The 19,652-nt window shown below is 42.9% G+C and carries 20 protein-coding genes, 1 pseudogene and 1 riboswitch; of the genes and pseudogenes, 10 read left to right on the top strand and 11 right to left on the bottom strand.

The annotated features are described in order from the left end of the window. Positions 1-537 (top strand): 1,2-dihydroxy-3-keto-5-methylthiopentene dioxygenase, encoded by a 537-nt coding sequence (locus tag ASC42_RS01945; RefSeq protein ID WP_055440315.1) that lies wholly within the window; start codon positions 1-3, stop codon positions 535-537. Positions 538-545: 8 nt separating this feature from the next. On the opposite strand, the gene ASC42_RS01940 is transcribed toward ASC42_RS01945, so the two are convergent. Genes ASC42_RS01940 through ASC42_RS01930 form a run of 3 tightly spaced genes read right to left on the bottom strand, consistent with a single transcriptional unit; the run spans position 546 to position 3,571 of the window. Beyond that, positions 546-1,397, bottom strand: coding sequence for a DMT family transporter (locus ASC42_RS01940; protein WP_072242640.1), 852 nt, complete (start codon positions 1,395-1,397; stop codon positions 546-548). 12 nt (positions 1,398-1,409) lie between these two features. Continuing rightward, positions 1,410-2,144 carry a ZIP family metal transporter gene (locus ASC42_RS01935; protein WP_055440313.1) on the bottom strand — a complete coding sequence of 245 codons (735 nt, stop codon included), beginning with the start codon at positions 2,142-2,144 and terminating at the stop codon, positions 1,410-1,412. Positions 2,145-2,155: 11 nt separating this feature from the next. Next, the gene (locus ASC42_RS01930) at positions 2,156-3,571 is read right to left on the bottom strand and encodes an ATP-binding protein (RefSeq protein WP_055440312.1); all 1,416 of its coding nucleotides are present in this window, start codon (positions 3,569-3,571) and stop codon (positions 2,156-2,158) included. 181 nt (positions 3,572-3,752) lie between these two features. Between ASC42_RS01930 and ASC42_RS01925 the strand changes: the two genes are divergently transcribed. Together ASC42_RS01925 and ASC42_RS01920 are read left to right on the top strand one after the other, a co-directional pair. Beyond that, positions 3,753-4,298, top strand: a complete 546-nt coding sequence (locus ASC42_RS01925) for a matrixin family metalloprotease (RefSeq protein WP_055440311.1) — start codon at positions 3,753-3,755, stop codon at positions 4,296-4,298. A gap of 18 nt (positions 4,299-4,316) precedes the next feature. Continuing rightward, a complete protein-coding gene (locus ASC42_RS01920; RefSeq protein WP_055440310.1) occupies positions 4,317-4,907 on the top strand; it encodes a membrane lipoprotein lipid attachment site-containing protein in 591 nt (196 codons plus the stop codon). 44 nt (positions 4,908-4,951) lie between these two features. Here ASC42_RS01920 and ASC42_RS01915 read toward each other — a convergent pair whose 3' ends face one another. Next, entirely contained in the window at positions 4,952-6,373 is a 1,422-nt protein-coding gene (locus ASC42_RS01915; RefSeq protein ID WP_055440309.1) for an amino acid permease, read from the bottom strand. Positions 6,374-6,508: 135 nt separating this feature from the next. Continuing rightward, a riboswitch (Lysine riboswitch) is annotated at positions 6,509-6,687 on the bottom strand. 163 nt (positions 6,688-6,850) lie between these two features. Here ASC42_RS01915 and ASC42_RS01910 point away from each other — a divergent pair. Genes ASC42_RS01910 through ASC42_RS01900 form a run of 3 tightly spaced genes read left to right on the top strand, consistent with a single transcriptional unit; the run spans position 6,851 to position 9,252 of the window. Continuing rightward, the gene (locus ASC42_RS01910) at positions 6,851-7,567 is read left to right on the top strand and encodes an ABC transporter ATP-binding protein (protein WP_141653482.1); all 717 of its coding nucleotides are present in this window, start codon (positions 6,851-6,853) and stop codon (positions 7,565-7,567) included. Then, entirely contained in the window at positions 7,564-8,595 is a 1,032-nt protein-coding gene (locus ASC42_RS01905) for an ABC transporter permease (protein WP_055440307.1), read from the top strand. The genes ASC42_RS01910 and ASC42_RS01905 overlap by 4 nt, the downstream gene beginning before the upstream one ends. Before the next feature lie 9 nt (positions 8,596-8,604). Continuing rightward, the gene (locus ASC42_RS01900; protein WP_055440306.1) at positions 8,605-9,252 is read left to right on the top strand and encodes a TetR/AcrR family transcriptional regulator; all 648 of its coding nucleotides are present in this window, start codon (positions 8,605-8,607) and stop codon (positions 9,250-9,252) included. 12 nt (positions 9,253-9,264) lie between these two features. Here the strand turns inward: ASC42_RS01900 and ASC42_RS01895 are convergent, their stop codons facing one another. The 5 genes from ASC42_RS01895 to ASC42_RS01875 form a co-directional block, all read right to left on the bottom strand. Beyond that, positions 9,265-11,346: an ATP-dependent Clp protease ATP-binding subunit gene (locus tag ASC42_RS01895; RefSeq protein ID WP_055440305.1), complete on the bottom strand. Its 2,082-nt coding sequence runs from the start codon at positions 11,344-11,346 to the stop codon at positions 9,265-9,267. A gap of 131 nt (positions 11,347-11,477) precedes the next feature. Beyond that, positions 11,478-12,332: a methyl-accepting chemotaxis protein gene (locus tag ASC42_RS14325; RefSeq protein WP_055440304.1), complete on the bottom strand. Its 855-nt coding sequence runs from the start codon at positions 12,330-12,332 to the stop codon at positions 11,478-11,480. 36 nt (positions 12,333-12,368) lie between these two features. Further along, the gene (locus tag ASC42_RS01885) at positions 12,369-13,775 is read right to left on the bottom strand and encodes a sensor histidine kinase (RefSeq protein WP_055440303.1); all 1,407 of its coding nucleotides are present in this window, start codon (positions 13,773-13,775) and stop codon (positions 12,369-12,371) included. Then, positions 13,762-14,433, bottom strand: a complete 672-nt coding sequence (locus tag ASC42_RS01880; RefSeq protein ID WP_055440302.1) for a response regulator transcription factor — start codon at positions 14,431-14,433, stop codon at positions 13,762-13,764. Before ASC42_RS01880 ends, ASC42_RS01885 begins: the two co-directional genes overlap by 14 nt. A gap of 2 nt (positions 14,434-14,435) precedes the next feature. Then, positions 14,436-15,410: a YncE family protein gene (locus tag ASC42_RS01875; protein ID WP_055440301.1), complete on the bottom strand. Its 975-nt coding sequence runs from the start codon at positions 15,408-15,410 to the stop codon at positions 14,436-14,438. Between the two features lie 92 nt (positions 15,411-15,502). Between ASC42_RS01875 and ASC42_RS01870 the strand changes: the two genes are divergently transcribed. The 3 genes from ASC42_RS01870 to ASC42_RS01860 all read left to right on the top strand — a co-directional run bounded on the left by ASC42_RS01870 (position 15,503) and on the right by ASC42_RS01860 (position 17,446). After that, a complete protein-coding gene (locus tag ASC42_RS01870; protein WP_055440300.1) occupies positions 15,503-15,877 on the top strand; it encodes a FixH family protein in 375 nt (124 codons plus the stop codon). 72 nt (positions 15,878-15,949) lie between these two features. Beyond that, a complete protein-coding gene (locus tag ASC42_RS01865; protein WP_082435661.1) occupies positions 15,950-16,945 on the top strand; it encodes a YkvI family membrane protein in 996 nt (331 codons plus the stop codon). A gap of 42 nt (positions 16,946-16,987) precedes the next feature. Continuing rightward, on the top strand, positions 16,988-17,446 hold the full coding sequence (locus ASC42_RS01860; protein ID WP_055440299.1) for a hypothetical protein: 459 nt from the start codon (positions 16,988-16,990) through the stop codon (positions 17,444-17,446). Between the two features lie 15 nt (positions 17,447-17,461). On the opposite strand, the gene ASC42_RS01855 is transcribed toward ASC42_RS01860, so the two are convergent. Beyond that, entirely contained in the window at positions 17,462-19,075 is a 1,614-nt protein-coding gene (locus ASC42_RS01855) for a methyl-accepting chemotaxis protein (protein ID WP_055440298.1), read from the bottom strand. Between the two features lie 106 nt (positions 19,076-19,181). Between ASC42_RS01855 and ASC42_RS14180 the strand changes: the two genes are divergently transcribed. Further along, positions 19,182-19,295 carry a DUF6254 family protein gene (locus ASC42_RS14180; protein WP_245191130.1) on the top strand — a complete coding sequence of 38 codons (114 nt, stop codon included), beginning with the start codon at positions 19,182-19,184 and terminating at the stop codon, positions 19,293-19,295. Between the two features lie 45 nt (positions 19,296-19,340). Here ASC42_RS14180 and ASC42_RS14175 read toward each other — a convergent pair. Beyond that, positions 19,341-19,652, bottom strand: a pseudogene (locus ASC42_RS14175) (hypothetical protein); the annotation flags it as partial.

Genomic DNA, 19,652 nt, shown 5'->3' with positions numbered 1-19,652 from the left:
ATGGCAGTTATTAAAGTGCGCAACACAGGTGAAGTGATTGAAGGAAAGGAAAACGTTGCAGCGTTTTTAAATAAGCAAGGAGTGTTATATGAACATTGGGATGCAAAGAAACTTCCCGCTCATCTACAAAACAAATTTGTATTAACAGACGAAGAAAAAGCGCACATTTTAGCAGCGTTTCAAACAGAAATTGAAGATTTAGCAAAACGAAGAGGCTATCAAGCGTGGGATGTTGTTGCCCTCTGCGAACAAACGCCAAATTTAGAAGAGCTATTGAAAAAATTTGAACAAGTGCATACGCATACAGAAGACGAAGTGCGGGCGATTGTTGCTGGTCATGGCATTTTCGTTATTAAAGGAGATGAACAAACAGGCTACTTTGACGTTGAGCTTGAAGCGGGCGATGTCATTTCTGTTCCAGAAGGAAACCCACATTTCTTTACATTAATGGACGACCGCCAAGTTGTTGCCGTTCGGTTGTTTATTGATCCATCTGGTTGGGTAGCACATCCATACGAGGAAAAAGAAGGGGTGTAACGCCCCTTCTATTTTTTTGTGAACAAAATGACGCCTGCAATCGTAATGAATGAACCGATCCATTGCGGTGCGGTGAACATTTCGCCAAGTAATATGTACGCAAACAGCGCAGTAAAAAGCGGATTGAAATTTAAAAACATCCCCGCGGTTGTGGCACCGACTTGTTTCACGCCGACGTTCCAAAGAAACATCGCAAGCACCGTCGCCCCGACGCTCGTATATAAAAGCGCCAATACAAACGAGAAGTTGACATCATGGATTGAAAAAGAAGAAAGAAACGGCAACAATCCGATGACGCCAAAGACGCCGGACCAAAACGTTGCCGCAAGCGGGGAATACGACTTCATAACCGCTTTTGCACAGGCGGAATAGACGCCCCAAATGATGACTGCGGCAACCATCCATATATCCCCGACGTTGATGTCCGATAGGCGATGAAGTTGTCCATGCGTCATCACGATCAGCACGCCGATCAGGGAGAGAACCATGGCCAGCCATTGTCGAATCGTAAGTTTATCGCGGTAAACGGCGTATGCCACAAGCGCAATCGCGATCGGATTTAATGTCGAAATTAACCCGACATGATCAGCAGATGTATAGCGCAACGCTTGAAACATAAAAACGTTAAATAAGACGACGCCTGAAAGCCCCATCGCAATAAGTGGTACGATACTTTGTTTTTGTAAACGAACGGATCGTTCTTTTTTCAACACGATTGGAAATAAAAAAAGGACGGCGATCGTCCAACGAATAAACGTTAACGAAAGCGGAGAGGCGTGTGCAACAAGCAGTTTGCTTGCGACAAAGTTGCCTCCCCATAAGGCGCTTGTCAATAAAAGAAGCATATAATATTTCGACATGTTCATCATCCTTTAAAACGTTTCAATTAAAAACACCATGACTAACAGCCCGATAATGAAGGCATACGTTGACGATTTTTCATTTCCATCCCCATGGCTTTCAGGGATTAACTCTTTATAAATAATAAATAGCATCGCCCCAGCAGCAAACGCTAATCCGTACGGAACGAGCGACTGAACGACCGCCGTTAAATAAAAGCCGATGACAGAGGCGACAAGTTCAATGAGCCCCGTCCCTGTTGCCATGAAAAACGCTTTTCCTTTTGATATATGTTGATTAAACAAAAAAAGCGCAACGAGCAACCCTTCAGGTGCGTTTTGAAAGCCGATCGCTAGCGCAATTAAATCACCGATATGACTTTGTTCACCGGAGGCATAGCTGACGCCGACAGATAACCCTTCTGGAATGTTATGAAGCGTGATTGCCGCAAGCACAAGCAACGATTTTTGATCCATCTTCATGCCGCTTTTTGTATGGGTTAAATCGATATGCGGTACGATGTTTTCAAGAAACGTTAACGTAAATACCCCAATGCATAATCCGATCGCAAGGGAAAAAAATGTGCCAGAAGAAAGAGCCTCTGGAATTAATCCGAGCATCGATGCGGCCATCATAATGCCAGCTGTAAAAGCAAGCAATATATCGCGCCATTTGTGCGTTAATGAGCGCGACAAAAATAAAATCGGAACAGCGCCAGCCCCTGTCGCTAGCGCGGATAACGTACTGCCAACAAGCATGTCAAACATGTTTCCACCTCCTACTGTAAAGGAAGGCGAACGGTAATCGTCGTTCCTTTCTCTTCTATACTATGAATGTCGATTGTCCCTTTGTGCATATCGATGATACGTTTACATATGACGAGCCCAAGCCCTGTTCCCGTTTGTTTCGATGTGACAAACGGTTGAAACAGTTTGTCTTTCACATGCTTTGGCATGCCGCAACCTGTATCAGCGACGTGCAACACCGCCCAATCGTTTTGTTTCGTAAGAGAAATGGTCAGTTGTCCGCCACGTGACATCGCTTCGATTGCGTTTTTTGCTAAATTGAGTATGACTTGTTTTAAATGGTCTTTTGAACAGCGAATCGGCAGCGGCACATCGGCACGATGAAACGTATAGACGACGTTATGTAAATGTGCTTGCGACTCGATCATCGGATGAATGCTTTGAACAATGGAGTTGAGATCGCACGTTTCAAGTTTTTGCGCTGTTGGTTTGCCGAGAATTAAAAATTCATTCACGATGTCATTAATGCGTGTAATTTCGTTTTGAATAACGGAAAAATAAAGCTGTGATTCGTTATCTTTATGTTTTTCACTTAATAGTTGAATAAACCCTTTGATGCCAGCGAGCGGATTGCGAATTTCGTGTGCCGTACTCGCAGCGAGCGTGCCGACTAACTCAAGCTTTTGTGCTTCTGTTTCCATGCGCTCGATCATCGTTTGTCGCTTAAGCAGCCAATATTGAATGAATAACCAAATGATATGAATGAAAACGATGAGCGACAAAATATATGGAAGAGCCGTTTTCATTTTTTGCTTTATACTGACGCTTGGCACGTTCGCCTCAATCATCCACGGTGCGTTATTTAAATGGACGGTCACCGTTTGTTTCGACGGACGAAGTGGATTTGTTGACATCAGGATAGCACCGTTCTCATCGTATAAGCGAAACGAAGCATCTGGGTGAATAATTTTCATACGATTTTGTATATAATTTGTCCGTAACTTGGCTACTAAAAAGCCAGCTGTTTCATTTGTTTTTTCATATATAATGGGTGTGACGATCGTCGTCGTATGATGGCTGTCGATGACCGTCCGTTTTGTTGTTTTTGCTAACTGCATTGCCGCAGTTGTACTTTCCGAAAAAAAGGAGATGCGTTCAAAACGAACGTCTTGTTTTTGCATGTCATGCAAGATGTCATGAATTTCTTCTTCTTTTAACATGGCCATATGTTTGCTTATGATGAGCGCTAACGTTTCCAGTCGAGCTGTCGTTTCCGAAAGAAAGCGATCTAAATCGTTTTTATGTATATTCGCAAACAGACGCGTTTCTTCGACGAGTTGCTGCTGTTGTTGTTCATCTTGCCAAAGCACAATCCATGCGCTCCCTACAAGGCACGGCACAATGACAAGCAAGATGTACAGCCATCGTCTCATTTTCTCTCTCCCCATATATGCTCCCTCAACAAAACAAAATTCAAAGAATATTATAACATAAACATGCGAAAATAGGGTCTTGTTATGCTGAAAAAGATGGAAATATGTTCTGATCGAAAAGCGGTTTACAAAAAAAAAAAAAATGGTATGATCATTTAAAAGTTAAAACAACGACAAATTGTCAGGGGGAGCGGATTTGAGACGATTTATTTTTTCATGTATTATCGTGATATACTTCATTCTTAGCAGCAATACGTATGCTTATGAGCTATTTGGCGGAAAATATAGGAACCCAAACTCGCTAAAATATTGGATCGATTCGTCGGTTATTAATGCTGGTTATGAAGCGAGGGTAGTGTATGGTTCGGAAGCGTTCGATAGCTCCCCACTTATTGGTACGACCAGAACGTACGATGCCTCCCAAGCTAACTATAAATGGTGGGCTAGTACGAAGGATATGGGTTCCGTTGTCGCTGATTGTATCAACTATAATGTGAACTGGCTAGGGCAAGTGACTGCTTGTTGGGATTGCACATACGATAAGTCGCAGTTGAGGATCTATTTACCAGGTTTTCAAAAGTTGTCTTGGGTTCAGACGAGGGAAACAACAGCACACGAGGTCGGTCATGCTCTCGGATTGGATCATGAAGACGATGTTCGTGCTATTATGCTTTCAAAGGGTTTCCTAAATGACGAGTATCCGCAAAGTGATGATTGGAATGGAATAAATGCTATCTATTAGTGGAAAGGAAGTAGCCTGATGAAAAAGATTATTTTTCTTTTTTTTACCATTTTATTTTTGTCTGCCTGTAACAATACACAATCTGAACTAAGCAATGTGAATACAAAATATGTTCATAGTGAGTCGAAAATTATAGACGAATACAATTATTTAGAAGAAATGGAGAATGATAGTGAAGTTATTTTGATAGGTACGAAAAAAAATGGAGAGAGTTATTTCGATAAAGATGGCGATATGGTGACGGGTTTTTACACGATAAGTGATGTTGAGATCAAAAAAGTGTTTAAAAATGAAAAGGGATACGCGTTAAATAAGGGTAATATCATAAAAGTTATGGAGAACGGAGCGTTTGATAAAAAGGCTAATACAATGTACGGTTCGGCAGGGTACCAGTTGATGAAAGATAATAAAAGCTATCTTTTATTTTTAAGAAAAAGTACGACACATGATGAGTATACGATTAAAGGTGTTTATTATGGAAAAGTGCCATTAGAGAGTAATGAAATCGAATACGACGGTCATTTGAACGATAGTAAGCAAGCAAGTAATAAACAAATTGAAAAACTAAATCGAATATTTGAAGAGGCAAGAAAAAAATATAAAGAATAAAGATGGTGAGACCATGAACCCCCGCCAAATGGACGGGGGTTTTGTTATGCCGATTGTTTTTGTTTGTTCGGTTGTTCGTTATGTTGCTTCATAACCATTGGATAGAAAAGCAAGCTGCTGGCAAGCAAGGCGATGCCGAGCAAAAATGTTTTCATATCAGCCGTTCCTGCTTTCACAAGCCAAATGGAATAAACGGTCGCAAGAAGGGCGATGATGCCGTCTGTCATTCGTTGTTTCGTCGTTTTATACGTTTCACCCGTCCAAACGAGCTTCAATTGGAAGACGGAGGCGATGAAATACGGAACGAGATAAGATAATGTCGCAATATAAATGACGAAATCAAATGCCGCTGCCATCGAGTTTGAAATCGTTGAAAAAATAAATAGCTGGGCAATTAGATTGGAGACAATTAAAGAAAAGCGCGGCATCCCTTTATTGTTTTCTCGTAAAAAGGCGCGAATAAACAACCCTTGCTTAGCCGCTTGGTACGGCACTTCAGCACTTAAAAAAATCCAGCCAAGCGTTGAGCCGATTAAACTAATTAAACCGAGTCCGGCAAGCAGTTGTGATCCGATAGGACCTAATACAGTACCGATTGCATCGACGAGCGGTTTTTCAGATTGAATAAGCGCTTCTTGTTTTAACAGTCCCATGACGAGGATGCTAATGCCAATATAAATGGCTAAGGCAATGAATAGTCCGACAATCGTTGCGCGTTTCACATCGCTTTGTTTTCGGGCACGCGAAGCAAAAACGATCGCCGATTCAATGCCGATAAATGCCCAAAGTGTGCTTAATGCCACATTATTGATTTGCGAAAGAAGTCCGAGCGTATGACCTGCTTCATCGTAACGCGGAGCAACAAACGGTTGGATATAGCTTTTTTCAAAGGCGAACAGCCCGATAACAATGAATAAGAAAAAGCCGAGCACTTTCGTTGCGGTGGCAACAAAATTTAATTTTCCAGCGCTTTCTGCTCCTTGTAAAATAATTGTATGCATCATCCATAAAAGCGCCGTACAAACGAGAAACGTCAGCAAATTGCCGAGCTTTAACGTAAATGAACCGGCGGAAAAGACGACATGCCCGCTCGTTAAAATAGGGAAAAACGTTGATAAATAACTAGCAAACGTCGTAATAATCGCGACGTTTCCAGCGACGTTGCCGATCCAATATCCCCAAGATGACATAAAACCGGATAAGATCGACGCATTTGAACCTTTCGGAAACAGTTCTTTTGCATAAATTTGCGGTCCGCCGTTTAATTCTGGTTTGCGAATGGCTAAGTTGCCAAAAATAATGGCAATCATGAGCACACCAGCCCCCGTCAACAGCCAGCCAAGCAACACGCCAGCAGGGCTTGCCGCCTCCGCAAGCGAGCGCGGAAGCATAAAAATGCCCGATCCGACCATATTGCCGACAACGAGCGCTGTCAATACCCAAAAGCCGAGTGTTTGTTGTTTCATGTTATTCATCCTTTCATGTATATAGTGATCGAAGCGGTAGAGCGCTGTTGTCGTTGGAAGCGGGCGTGATAAATAAAAAAGTGCACCCTAAGTTTTCAACGGGTGCACAATATATGACACATCCGCATCAAACTTAAGATCGATAGCTCTCCACCGCATGCGCGATGACAGTCCTGCACCTATTCGGCCACAGGCCCAGCTTATAGCGCCAGAGCACGCTACAAACTTCGGCGACAAATCCTTTCATCTCACTTCATCGACGTCTCTGCGTCTCCATGAAACTACTATTATTTGCCGCGACCTCTATCTCATCTTAGTTGACGAGAAAGATTTCGTATGCAATTGACGTTACTATCGTACAAAAATCTTTTCCTTTCGTCAATGAAAAAATTTTTAGCACATATTTACAAAGTACGCGACAAACATATATAATTAAAGTGAGTAATCACTCACTTTGACGAAGGCGGGGAAAAAATGATGGTCATTCAATTACAGCACGTGTATAAACAGTTTCATCAAAAAGAAGTGATTCATGATGTATCGCTTACTGTAAACGAAGGAGAAATTTTCGGCATGCTCGGCCCATCAGGCGCCGGGAAAACGACGATTGTCAAAATGATCGCCGGCATTGATATGGCGACAACAGGGGAGATTTACGTACTCGGCGAACGCATGCCGAACTTGCAAACGATGGCGCGCATCGGCTTTATGGCGCAATCGGATGCGTTATACGGGGAACTTACCGCACATGAAAATTTAGATTTTTTCGCATCAATTTACGGGCTAAAAGGAAAAAAGAAAAAACAGCGCATCGAAGACGTGTTGCAGCTCGTCCATTTGACAAACGATAGGAACAAAGCGGTGCATCAATATTCAGGCGGGATGAAGCGGCGGTTATCGCTAGCAGCGGCGCTTTTACATGAACCTGAAGTGCTCATTTTAGATGAGCCGACCGTCGGCATCGATCCGCTTCTTCGCCAAGCGATTTGGGAAGAGCTTGAGCGCATTCGTCAACAAGGCACGACGATCGTTGTGACGACGCACGTGATGGATGAAGCGGAAAAATGTATGCGGCTTGCGATGATTCGTAACGGGCGACTCATTGCGGTCGGCAGCCCAGATGAACTAAAAAAACAAACGAACGCGTTGACGCTTGAACAAGCATTTTTACAATTTGGAGGGATGCAGGCATGAGAATACAAGCGATTGTCGTCCGTATTATTCGGCAGTTTTTTCGCGACAAACGAACGCTTGCGTTAATGATTGTCGCACCGATGTTTGTGTTGTTTTTAATGGATTTCGTGTTTAACGGCGAGTCATATGAACCGCACATTGCGCTCGATTCAAACGTGCCACAACAGTTTGCCGATGCATTAAAACAAGCGGATGCACACGTGACGACAATGACAAAAGCGAAGGCGATGACAGAGCTTGACGAGCAACAAATCGATGCGTTTATTGAAATGGACAAAACGAGTTTGCGCATGACGCTTGAAGGAAGCGACCCGTCTATCAGCAAAACGGTGCTTGTTACCGTGCAAAAAGCGGCGCAAACGCTTATGCCCAAAGCGAACCAAACGTTAGCGATTGATACCGTATATATGTACGGTTCCGAACATATGTCGTTATTTGACAATTTCGGTCCGGTATTAATCGGCTTTTTCATTTTCTTTTTCGTCTTTTTAATTGCTGGGGTATCATTTTTACGTGAACGGACGAGCGGCACGCTTGAGCGATTGCTAGCAACGCCATTAAAACGATGGGAAATCGTCATCGGCTACGTCATCGGTTTTGGCATCTTTACAACGATTCAAGCGAGTTTAATTTCTTGGTTTGCCATCCACGTGTTAAATCTGATGATGGAAGGTTCGTTCGGCTACGTGCTACTCATCACGTTTTTATTAGCGATGACGGCGCTCACATTAGGGACGTTATTGTCCGCATTTGCGAACAATGAACTGCAAATGATTCAATTTATTCCGCTTGTCGTCGTTCCGCAAGTGTTTTTCTCCGGATTGTTTCATTTAGATACGATGGAACCGTGGCTTCGTTCGATGAGTACTGTCATGCCGTTATATTATGGGGCGGATGCGTTAAGAGAAATTATGATTCGCGGCAAAGGTTGGGAAGCGATTTCGTTTGATGTGTACGTTTTGGTTGGCTTTTCACTTTTATTTATGATATTAAATGTATTAGCATTAAAGAAATATCGGAAGTTGTGAGGATATATGATGGACGAACGAAAATGGTTATTTGATTTATTAAATGTTGATGAGCAACAGTTAAGTGAAAAACAATTGAACATTTTACAAGCGGCGATTGAGATGTTTGCGGAAAAAGGATATGCGGCTACATCGACAAGCGAAATTGCCAAGCGGGCAGGTGTCGCTGAAGGGACGATTTTTCGCCACTATAAAACGAAAAAAGATTTGTTGCTCGCCATTGTAAAACCGACGTTATTTCAATCGGTTGCGCCGTTTTTAGCCAAAAAGTTTGTAAAAGATGTATTTGAAAACGAATATGAGCATTACGAGCAGTTTGTGCGCGCCGTTTTTAAAAATCGGTATGAGTTTGTAAAAACATATTTGCCTGCGATTCGTGTATTGTGGCAAGAGATGGCGTTTCACAGCGATATTAAAGTGCAGTTTCAAACGATTTTTATCAATCACGTGTACGATAAGTTTAAAGAAATTGTTGAGCATTTCCAACAAAAAGGGGAACTGGCGCTGCTCCCTCCGGAGACGATTATTCGCTTGACAATTACAACAATTGCTGGATTTTTAGCGACACGTTTTTTAATCATGCCCGATTATCCGTGGGATGATGAACAAGAAATGGAACGGACGATTCAGTTTTTGATGAATGGACTTAAAGCCTAATCCATGTGCGGATTAGGCTTTTTCAGCATGAACGACGATGCGATCGTCTTTTACATCGATGTGGATCGTGCGCACATCTTGTTCATCAAGCAACACGTCGGCAATTTCGTCTTCGACATGTTCTTGAATGACGCGGCGGAGTGGACGAGCGCCGAACGTTGGATGATAGCCGAGCTCAGCTAATTTTTCTTTCGCTTTGTCGCTAATGGTCATCGTCACATGTTGTTCCGCAAGCGTACGTTGCAACTCCGCAAGCATGAGGTCAACAATTTGTAACATATGCGCTTTTTCAAGCGGTTTAAATTCGATAATCGCATCGAGACGGTTTAAAAATTCTGGTTTAAAGTATAGACCGAGACGTTGGAGCAAGTCGCCTTCGATGTTTGTGCCCGCATTCGATGTCATAATGATGACTGTATCTTTGAAGCTGACGGTACGACCTTGGCTATCCGTTAAACGACCGTCTTCTAAAATTTGCAAGAACATATGTTGCACATCTGGATGCGCTTTTTCCATTTCATCAAGCAAAATGATGCTGTAAGGGTTGCGGCGCACTTTTTCCGTTAATTGACCAGCTTCTTCATGGCCGACATAGCCAGGAGGTGCACCGATGAGTTTGGCGACCGCATGTTTTTCCATATATTCGCTCATATCTAAGCGAATCATCGCGTCTTTTGAGCCGAATAATTGTTCCGCAAGCGTCTTTGACAATTCTGTTTTACCGACACCCGTTGGACCAACGAACAAGAACGAACCGATCGGACGGTTTTTCGCTTTTAAGCCTGCGCGGCTTCGACGAATCGCTTTTGCGATTTTTTTCACCGCTTCTTCTTGACCGATCACTTTTTTCGCTAAGTTTTCTTCTAAATGTTTCATTTTTGCTTGTTCATCAGCTTGTAATTTGCCGACTGGAATACCTGTTTTTTCTTCAATGATTTGTTGAATGTGAATGACATCGACAACAGGTTGTTCTGCTTGTCCGTTTTGTTGTAATTGTTTTTCAAGCTGCAATTCTTCGGTGCGCAATTTCGCCGCAAGTTCGTAGTTTTCTTCTTGCGCGGCTTTTTCTTTTTCTTTTCTTATTTGTTCGAGACGTTGTTCGATGGCTTCTTTATTTGTTGGCGTTGCTTGTAAGCTCACTTTCGAACCAGCTTCGTCTAACAAGTCAATCGCTTTGTCAGGAAGGAAGCGGTCTTGAATGTAGCGATGTGACAACGTGACGCAAGCGTGAATCGCTTCGTCTGTATATTTCACTTGATGGAATTGTTCATATTTTGGCTGAATGCCTTTTAAAATGTTGATCGCTTGTTCGATTGTTGGTTCGGAAACGATGACAGGCTGGAAGCGACGTTCAAGCGCAGCGTCTTTTTCAATTTGGCGATATTCTTTTAACGTTGTTGCACCGATCATTTGTAATTCACCGCGAGCAAGCGTCGGCTTTAATATGTTGCTTGCATCCATTGAACCTTCTGCCGAACCGGCACCGACAAGCAAATGAATTTCGTCAATGAACAAAATGACGTTTTTCCGCTCTTGCAATTCGGCAATAAGTTGTTTCATTCGCTCTTCAAATTGTCCGCGAATGCCTGTGTTGGCGACTAACGAAGCGACGTCAAGCACGTACACTTCTTTGTTTAATAGTTTGGCAGGCACGGCCCCTTCGACAATTTTGAGCGCCAATCCTTCGACGATTGCCGTTTTCCCAACGCCCGGCTCACCGATTAACACCGGATTGTTTTTATTGCGCCGATTTAAAATTTCAATGACGCGTTCAATTTCTTTTTCGCGTCCGATGACAGGATCGATCAATCCTGCTTTCGCTAATTGCGTTAAGTTGCGACCGAATTGGTCAAGCAATCCGCTTCGTTTCTGTTGTTGTTCTTGATGTTGGATGTGGGAACTTTCAGCAAGCGGTGCGAAGAAGTCGGAGAACCATTGATCGAAACGGTCAAAGTGGAATCCTGCTGGAACTTTTAATTGTTGTTTTTGTTTTTCATAGCACGCATCGCAAAGGTGTAATTGTTGTTTTTCGTTATTGACTTGCACGTGTAAAAAGACGTTTGCTTGTTTTTGTTTACATACTTGGCACATCATAGGCACCAACCTCCTTTTGACTTTGACTATATTTGACCTTTCCGTCTTTATTATAATTTGACCTTTTTTGACTTTCAACACCTTTTTTAAAAATTTTTTTAGGATGTAAAAAAAACTGCCGCAAAGGGCAGTTATAAAAGTTTTGTCAACTTATCTGTAATTTTTACCATATGTTGTTGTACTTGGTGAAGTTCATCAATTGCTTCGGTGCTATTGTTTATTTTTTCAGCGACTTCTTCGAGCATATGCACCATCTCTAACACCGAGCTTGTAATGTGATTGAGCTGTTCAGAAATGTCTTCCGCGGACGTTTTGCTTTTTTCTGCCATTTTGCGCACTTCTTCTGCAACGATCGCAAAACCGCGTCCGTGTTCGCCAGCGCGGGCTGCTTCGATGGCAGCATTTAATCCGAGCAAGTTGGATTGCATCGCAATGTCTTTCACAAACGAAATGACCGATTGAATTTGTTCGGTGCTTTTGCTTACGCGCTCGGCTTTTTGGCTAAGTAGTTGAAGATGTTCATGAATGAGCTGCGACGTTTGATGAATATCGTTCGTGCTCGCATTCATTTCTTCTAGCAAACTTGCAAACTCGTCATTTAACGTGTTTTGACGGTCGGTAACGTCAGTGGCCAATTTAAATATCGCTTCTACTTCACCATTGGCGTCTAGCACAGGAGCGTATAAGGCTTCAAGCCATATATGTTTCCCATGACGAGTAACGCGTTGCACCGTTCCGTAAAACGGTTGTTTACTTTTTAGACGATTCCAAAACTCCGTATACGCGTAGCTGTTAGCGTATTCTGGAAGACAAAATTGACGGTGGGATATACCGATCACTTGTTGTTCCGTATAGCCCATCGTATGAAGAAACGCGTCGTTTGCCCATAATACGGTTGTATCCGGACGAAATAAAATCATCGCAAACGACCGTTCCATCGATTCAAACAGGCGCACGCAATCAATCGGGAGTGCATGTAATTTCATTTCTTTTCCTCCTTCAAATGTCATACGTATATTTTACTATGATTCGTCATATAGTGGAAGTTCGACGTATACGGTCGTTCCTTTTCCTTGTTCGCTTTCAAAACGGATGGAGCCGCCGTGTAGCTTGACAATTTGTTTGACGATCGCAATGCCGAGCCCTGTGCCGCCATGCTCACGCGAGCGCGATCGGTCGGCGCGGAAAAATCGCTCGCCTAATCGTTCCATATCTTCTTTTGACATCCCTTGTCCGGAATCTGTAATAACGAGTTCACACATCGGATGTTTGTTTGTCGCACGCAACGAAATCGTGCCGCCAGAAGGAGTGTAGCGCAACGCATTATCAAGTAAATTTTGCAACACTTGTTCGATGCGGTCGGGATCGCCGTCAACGATTAAGTCATGGTCGAGGTCGAACAAAAGGTGGATGTGCTTTTCTTGCATGATCGGTTCGTATTTTTCCATCGTTTCCTCGATTAATTGGGCGATCGAAAAAGGGGTGCGCACGAGCGGATACGTGCCTTCCAGTTGTGCTAAATCGAGCAAATCACGCACGAGACGTTGCATGCGGCTTGCTTCGCGGTGAATGAGTTTCATATATTTTTTTTGTTGTGCTTCTTCTTTGACGACGCCGTCTAATAGCGCTTCGCTATATCCTTTCACATAGCTTAGCGGCGTGCGCAATTCGTGGGAAACGTTCGCTAAAAATTCTTTTTTTCGTTCATCTTCTTTCGCCAGCGCATGCGCCATTTGATTGAACGCTTTTGCTAATTGACCAATTTCATCTTCTGTCTCCACTTCAATGTCGACAGAAAAGTCGCCTTGTGAAACGCGGTAAGCCGCCTGTTGCATATGTTGTAACGGTTTTGTGAAATGCATCGCAATTTTTCGACCGACAAACACGGTAATAAATAAAAAAAGCATGCCGCCAATCATGACGAACGTTTGAATACGCTCAAGCACATCTTCAATCGATGCGAGCGGAACGTACAAATATAAAATGCCCATGAGGCGATGTTCATCGAGTAGCGGAATAATAACGCCGACGATTTGGCGATCAAACGTTTGTTCATATCCTTTTTTCGTGACCGTTTTCCCTGCAAGCAGTTGCTGCCGCTCTGTTTCGCTAATAATCGAATGGTGATCGACTTCAAACGGCAAGCAGGCGCTTAATTCGCGCGGATTGTTCACAAGTACAATTTCCGTGTCAGATATGTCATTCATGAGAGAGACGATGTGACGAAACGAGTCGGTCATCGCGCCGCCTTCGTATTTGGCAGCGATATTCATTCCTTCTTGTAATAAACGTTGTTCGACGTTTGCGATATAAATGTTTTCATATATATAGATGACAACGATATATAAAAGAAACACCGCAAGCACTAAAAAAGCGCTAATCGTGAGCCATAGTTTTTGTTGGAGTGAAAGGGAATTAAATTGTTTCATCAAATTTATATCCCACTCCCCATACTGTTTGGATGAGTTGTCCTGCTTCGCCTAGTTTAATGCGCAACGTTTTAATATGTGTATCAACGGTGCGCGTGCTGCCGACGTAATGAATGCCCCAGACGCGATCGAGCAACTGTTCGCGTGTAAATACTTGCCCGCGATGTTTTAAAAACAACATAAGCAGTTCAAATTCTTTTAACGTTAACACAACCGGTTTTCCATGTACTTTTACTTTCCGAGCTTTTTCATCAACGATAATCGGACCAGCTTCATATTGTGATGTTGCATCTGTTCCTTTCGTGCGTCGAAGGACAGCATGCACACGTGCGACCACTTCATTAGGGCTAAACGGTTTGACGATGTAGTCGTCCGCACCAATTTTTAGTCCATATACGCGATCCCACTCATCGCTTCTTGCTGTTAAAAAAATGATTGGCACTTGTGACCGTTCGCGTACGTGCATGCAAAAGCGGTAGCCGTCAAGTTTTGGCATCATAATATCAAGCAAAATTAAATCGATATGTCTCCGTCCGAACTCGGCAAGTCCTGCTTCGCCGTCCTCTGCCTCAATGCACGTAAATCCTTCTGGTTCTAAATAAAGGCGGAGCAATTCCCGCATATCTTTTTCATCGTCAACAATTAAAATCGTTGCCATGCTTATTCCTCCTTCGCACCACGGAAAAAGATGTAAAACGGTCCATGTCCGACAGAAACCGTTTTTGTTTGTTTTAACGTTTTTTCGTCGACAAAAATGAGTTCATTGCCATCGTAGCTTGCGATGACGAGCTCCTTTTTTGCTTTTACTATGGCGAAAGGATTCGCACCAATATCAAGTGAGCGCATCAAATGTTTCGTTTTCGGATCAAATGCATATAGCATGTTCGAGCCGTGGCAAAGCACGTAGATCGTATCGTTCGTTTGTACAAATTGAATCGGCATCGTTTCTGCCTTCACCCGTGTGAGCAAACGGCCGTCCACCAGTGAATGAACGTACGCTTCTTGTTGAATATTCGCTCCGCTTCCATGTCCGCCAACCCATAGTTCATCCGTTTCAGGTACGACTAAGCCACTTACGGCAAAATCGAGCGTATCGACTGTTCGTTTCACTCGTTTTGTCGCTTTGTCAATGAATGAAATGGCGCCATGTTTAAAATGAATGACGATCCATTGATGATGTTTTTTATCTTCGATGATCGAAAAAGGGGAAGGGGGAGTAGCGATCGTATGTTTCACTTTCCCATCGAACGTCATGATCGACACCGTACTATCTTTTTCGTTCACAACAAGTAACTCATGCGCGGTGACAAGTATGTCCGTCACGCCTTTATGTACGTTCCATCGTTTCTTTTCTCTTCCTGTCGATAATGAATAGGCGATCATTTCGTCCATATCTTGTCCGAATAACATCACTGTATCGTTATCAGGAAGTAGGATCGCTTTTGTTACCGGTTTTTTCATCTTCCATGTTGCAATAAGTTTTTTCGTGTTATAATCAATAAATGACAAGCTCTGTTCTTTTATATTGACGACGCTAACGACCGATTTGTCCCGTGGAATCGGAGTGTACGTTTGTGGGGCGCAGCTTGCCAACAAAACGACGACCATGAGCCAAAAAAAGAAACGAATTTGCATCGCACGCATCCTCCATCAAGTATGTTTATTATGATTGTATCAAATATTTGTGATCATTTTGTGAAACTATTGTAACATGGAGGGAGATTCAAATGAAAAAATGGTTATTGTTGTTTGCATTTGCTTTACTCGTTGTCGCTGGCTGTGCGAACAAAGCGGAAGAAGAAGAGCTGGCATATTTAGACGTCAAAATGGCGATCGAAGAAAAGCTCCCAGTTAATCAAGAAGTCGAACTCGCTTGTTTTGCGACATATGGTGATGAAAAAGTGACCGATGCCTCAGAAGTGAAGTTTGAAGTATGGAAACACGGTGAAGAAGATCGGCAAATGATTGAAGGGAAACACGTCGGTGACGGAAAATATGTTGCGCGATATACGTTCCCAACGAAAGGGACGTATTCGGTTGTTGCACATGTGACAGCAAAAAATATGCACAATATGCCAAAAGTTGATGTGGTAGCTGAATAAAAAAAACGGCGGAAAATATTCGCCGTTTTTTTTCATATATATAGAAAAAATGGACGAGTGGGGGAGAGTATCGTGTGGATGCGGGCGATTCAAATTGCGTTTGTGTATGTCGGAACAGTCGTTGGTGCCGGTTTTGCGACCGGAAAAGAAATTGTGCAATTTTTTACGCAATACGGAGCGATTGGGATGGTGATGATTGCGGTCAGTGGGGGGCTATTCATTTTTTTCGGGACGCGCTTGATGCTTATGGCCAATCGGCTTCATGCGCGTTCATATGAGCAGTTGAATGCGTATTTGTTCGGAAAAGTGAGCGTTGTTGTGAATATATTTATGTTTGTTGTGTTGTTTAGTGTCACATCAGTCATGTTGTCAGGAGCGGGGGCGGTGTTTGAAGAGCAGCTTCATATGCCGGCATATGTTGGACTTTTATTCACCATGGCGGTGACGTTTGTGACGATGTTATTTGGCTTAAATGGCATATTAAGCGTCAATATGGTCGTTGTGCCGCTGATGATCGTCTTTAGTTTAGCTATTGCGATGATGAACGGAGGCGACATCGTCTGGACGAAACCGCCGTTTGCTGCGTTTTTTTCTCCGTTTGCGTATGTCGCGTTTAATTTGGCGATGGCACAAGTCGTGCTCGTTCCACTTGCGACAGAAGTGAAAGATGAACGAACGATTCGACTTGGAGGGTGGCTTGGTGGCATATTGCTTATGGGCATTTTATTCAGCAGTCATTTGGCTCTGTCTTTGCTTCCAGACTTGCAATCTTACAGCATTCCGATGGCGGAAGTGGTGAAACGTTCGCTCGCGTCATTTTATGGACTATATGTCGTCATCATTTACGGTGAAATTTTCACATCGTTTATTGCAGGCGTGTTCGGATTATATCGAAAATTAGCGCTTTTTTTTCGGACACCGATCTTTGTCCTTATTGCGCTGTTGATGGCGATGTATGCGTTTAGTTTAGTCGGATATCACTCGCTTCTTACGATGTTATATCCTTTATTTGGATATATGAGCATCATATTTATTTTCTTACTTTTCTATCGAAAAATGCCTAGCTAGAAAAAAAGAAGTATAGTACATTGAATGTAAGGGGGTGAAATGATGCGTCAAACGGTCATCGCTATTATAGCTTTACTGATTGTATTTACGCTTGAAACGTTTCACATCATTCAATGGTACGATACAAGTGTATGGCCTCTCATCGTTTTTTCTTTTGGACTTATTGTTCATATATATGTGTTCAAGCGCGGTGTACGTGAGCATGAAGTGTTTCTTTTATTGCCAGCAGCCATCGCATTATGGATGGGAGCTCTTGCCTTTGGCCATTATTTTTCGCTGAATGACGGAACGATGTACGTATTGGCGTTTACGATCGGTTTATTCGAATGGTGGTTGTTCAGCGGTGAAGAGTGGCTGAAAACGCCGCTTCTTTTTTGTTTCGGATGTAGCGTAGCGGCTAGTTTAGAAACAGGGGACATATTTTTACTGCTTGTTGTTTTAACGATCGGCATCGGAGCATATATGTATAACATAAAAAACGAGCGAGCCAATGCACATTAGGCTCGCTTTTCTTTCTTATTTCATACGAAAACGATGCAACATTTGTTTCAGTTGCTGTACTTCCTCTGCTAATATCGCTGCTTCTTTTGCGAGTTGATGAACGCTCGTTGCTTGTTGTTCAAGACCGCTTGCCGTTTCGTACACCACTTTTGTAAAGTCGTTTGCGATCGTGTAAATGTCTGTAATGGCTTCATGTAGTTCATTGCCTTCTTTTGTCGTTTGTTGCATAAGCGTTCGATTGCGCTGAATTAAAGCGTTTAATTCGTGAGACATCGTTTGAAAATGGGCAATACTTTCGGTCATTTTTGTTAAGGAAACGGTCGTTTCGTCGATCGTATTCGCTTGTTTTGTGACCGCATGTGCGACGGTTGATAGTTGGCGATGGGTATTCGCAAGCGATGATAAAATTTCATGCGCAAATGCATTCGTATGTTCAGCAAGTTTGCGCACTTCGCTTGCGACGACCGCAAATCCTTTTCCAGCTTCTCCTGCTCTGGCGGCTTCGATGGACGCGTTTAACGCTAACATGTTCGTTTGTTCCGCAATGGCGGTAATAGCGGATACTTTTTGCATTAACGTATCTGCTTCTTTCGCCACCGTTTGAATGCCATGTGCGGTGTCATTCATTTGTTGTTTCGTTTCTTTCATTTGTTGTTCGATCATTTGCATATCGTCATATCCTGTTTTGGCAGATTCAAACGTTGTTTGTGCCCGTTCGACGACTTGTTCGATGTCTGTTTGGACGTTGTGCATATATTGTAACATCGTTTGAATGCGCTCTTTCGCCTCATTTACAAATGCAGTTTGTTTTTGCGCCCCTTCGCGAAATGTTTCCATCGTCGCGGATACTTCATCGAACGCTTCTGCAATGCGTTTCGCTTCTTCTTTTTGTTCATGGCTCACGTGTTCAACGGAGTGGGTAGCTTTAGCAATTTGTTGTAAAATCATGCGCAAACCGAGAATGACTTTGTTTATTTCGTAGCCAATTTGATGAAACTCGTTGCGCTTTCCGACCGTTTTCACTTCTGTATGAAGCTGTCCAGATGAAACGGCACGAGTGACATGATACCATGCGCGGAGACGATTCATCATGATGCGATAAAATGAAAAAGAAACGAGAAAGCCGACTACACATGTGCTGACAACAAGGACGATCGTTTGTTTTAGCGACAAATGTATGAGAAAAGCAAGAATGAAAAGAGCGATAGCCGGCAATAAGACGATCGAGCCGAACCACATTTCCATATACGGTTGATGAATCAACCGACCCATGCGTAAATTAAAGCGCTTTCCATTTTGTTCGACAAGCGGACAAGAAGCGTCAATAAGCACTTCGCCTGTGTTTCGCTTATACAGTTGTAATAGAGGAGTAGTCGTTTTAGCTGATTTTTTCCCTACTTCATCATCAAACATCATCCCTTCGCGCAACCGATTTGTATGCACAAGACTGCGCCCGTCTTCATCGACGATGACGAAATATTCATCGCGATCGAGATGACGGTCTAATATGTCGCGCAACGAATCAAGTTGTTGAGCGAGCGGTTGGTCAGAACGGATGGCTTGTTTTACTTCTTGAGCTACCCGTTGTACTTTTTGTAACGCTTTTTTTGCTTGTTTCGATTGTAGCAATATCCTTACCCCCTTTTCCCCTTATTTTAAATATACACAATTTTCAAACAATAAAAAAGTCATAAAAAAGGAAAAGGAACAAATGATAAAAAGGGAGGTGAGACGAATGACCCAATCAAAAAGACAAAAAGAGCGACAATGGACGGTTCGTAAGCAAGCGCAAAACGAACCACATGGGAAAGTGAAGTCGTTTGAACAACTATGGAAAGAAGAAAAATAAATGGAGAAGGCTGTCCCAAAGAAGTTTGTGACAGCCTTTTCATCGTTACCTTGCTTTTAACGCGCGAATTTCGTTTTCATGTACAAGTGACCGAACAGCAAGTGATTGAATGGCAAGTTCTTGTTGCGCTTGTTTACGGATGACATCATCTAGTTTTTGGGACATTTCAGCGAGGTTTTGCTTGATCGTTGGAATTTCATTGACTGCTTCTAGTATTTCGAACACCGCTTGCTTAATGAGAGGAATATCAGCGATGTCATCTTTTGTGGCCATACGTTGTTCGATACTTGCGATATCGTCTTTTGTAGCCATACGTTGCTCGATACTTGCGATATCATCTTTTGTAGCCATACGTTG

Source organism: Anoxybacillus suryakundensis, from assembly GCF_001418025.1.
GTDB classification, from domain to species: domain Bacteria; phylum Bacillota; class Bacilli; order Bacillales; family Anoxybacillaceae; genus Anoxybacillus; species Anoxybacillus tengchongensis.
This window is presented reverse-complemented; position numbering and strand designations above follow the sequence as displayed.

Coding starts and splice junctions, on each gene's coding strand:
- ASC42_RS01945 (WP_055440315.1), top strand. CDS start 1: ATGGCAGTTATTAAAGTGCGCAACACAGGTGAAGTGATTGAAGGAAAG.
- ASC42_RS01940 (WP_072242640.1), bottom strand. CDS start 1,397: ATGTCGAAATATTATATGCTTCTTTTATTGACAAGCGCCTTATGGGGA.
- ASC42_RS01935 (WP_055440313.1), bottom strand. CDS start 2,144: ATGTTTGACATGCTTGTTGGCAGTACGTTATCCGCGCTAGCGACAGGG.
- ASC42_RS01930 (WP_055440312.1), bottom strand. CDS start 3,571: ATGGGGAGAGAGAAAATGAGACGATGGCTGTACATCTTGCTTGTCATT.
- ASC42_RS01920 (WP_055440310.1), top strand. CDS start 4,317: ATGAAAAAGATTATTTTTCTTTTTTTTACCATTTTATTTTTGTCTGCC.
- ASC42_RS01915 (WP_055440309.1), bottom strand. CDS start 6,373: ATGAAACAACAAACACTCGGCTTTTGGGTATTGACAGCGCTCGTTGTC.
- ASC42_RS01910 (WP_141653482.1), top strand. CDS start 6,851: ATGGTCATTCAATTACAGCACGTGTATAAACAGTTTCATCAAAAAGAA.
- ASC42_RS01905 (WP_055440307.1), top strand. CDS start 7,564: ATGAGAATACAAGCGATTGTCGTCCGTATTATTCGGCAGTTTTTTCGC.
- ASC42_RS01900 (WP_055440306.1), top strand. CDS start 8,605: ATGGACGAACGAAAATGGTTATTTGATTTATTAAATGTTGATGAGCAA.
- ASC42_RS01895 (WP_055440305.1), bottom strand. CDS start 11,346: ATGATGTGCCAAGTATGTAAACAAAAACAAGCAAACGTCTTTTTACAC.
- ASC42_RS14325 (WP_055440304.1), bottom strand. CDS start 12,332: ATGAAATTACATGCACTCCCGATTGATTGCGTGCGCCTGTTTGAATCG.
- ASC42_RS01885 (WP_055440303.1), bottom strand. CDS start 13,775: ATGAAACAATTTAATTCCCTTTCACTCCAACAAAAACTATGGCTCACG.
- ASC42_RS01880 (WP_055440302.1), bottom strand. CDS start 14,433: ATGGCAACGATTTTAATTGTTGACGATGAAAAAGATATGCGGGAATTG.
- ASC42_RS01875 (WP_055440301.1), bottom strand. CDS start 15,410: ATGCAAATTCGTTTCTTTTTTTGGCTCATGGTCGTCGTTTTGTTGGCA.
- ASC42_RS01870 (WP_055440300.1), top strand. CDS start 15,503: ATGAAAAAATGGTTATTGTTGTTTGCATTTGCTTTACTCGTTGTCGCT.
- ASC42_RS01860 (WP_055440299.1), top strand. CDS start 16,988: ATGCGTCAAACGGTCATCGCTATTATAGCTTTACTGATTGTATTTACG.
- ASC42_RS14180 (WP_245191130.1), top strand. CDS start 19,182: ATGACCCAATCAAAAAGACAAAAAGAGCGACAATGGACGGTTCGTAAG.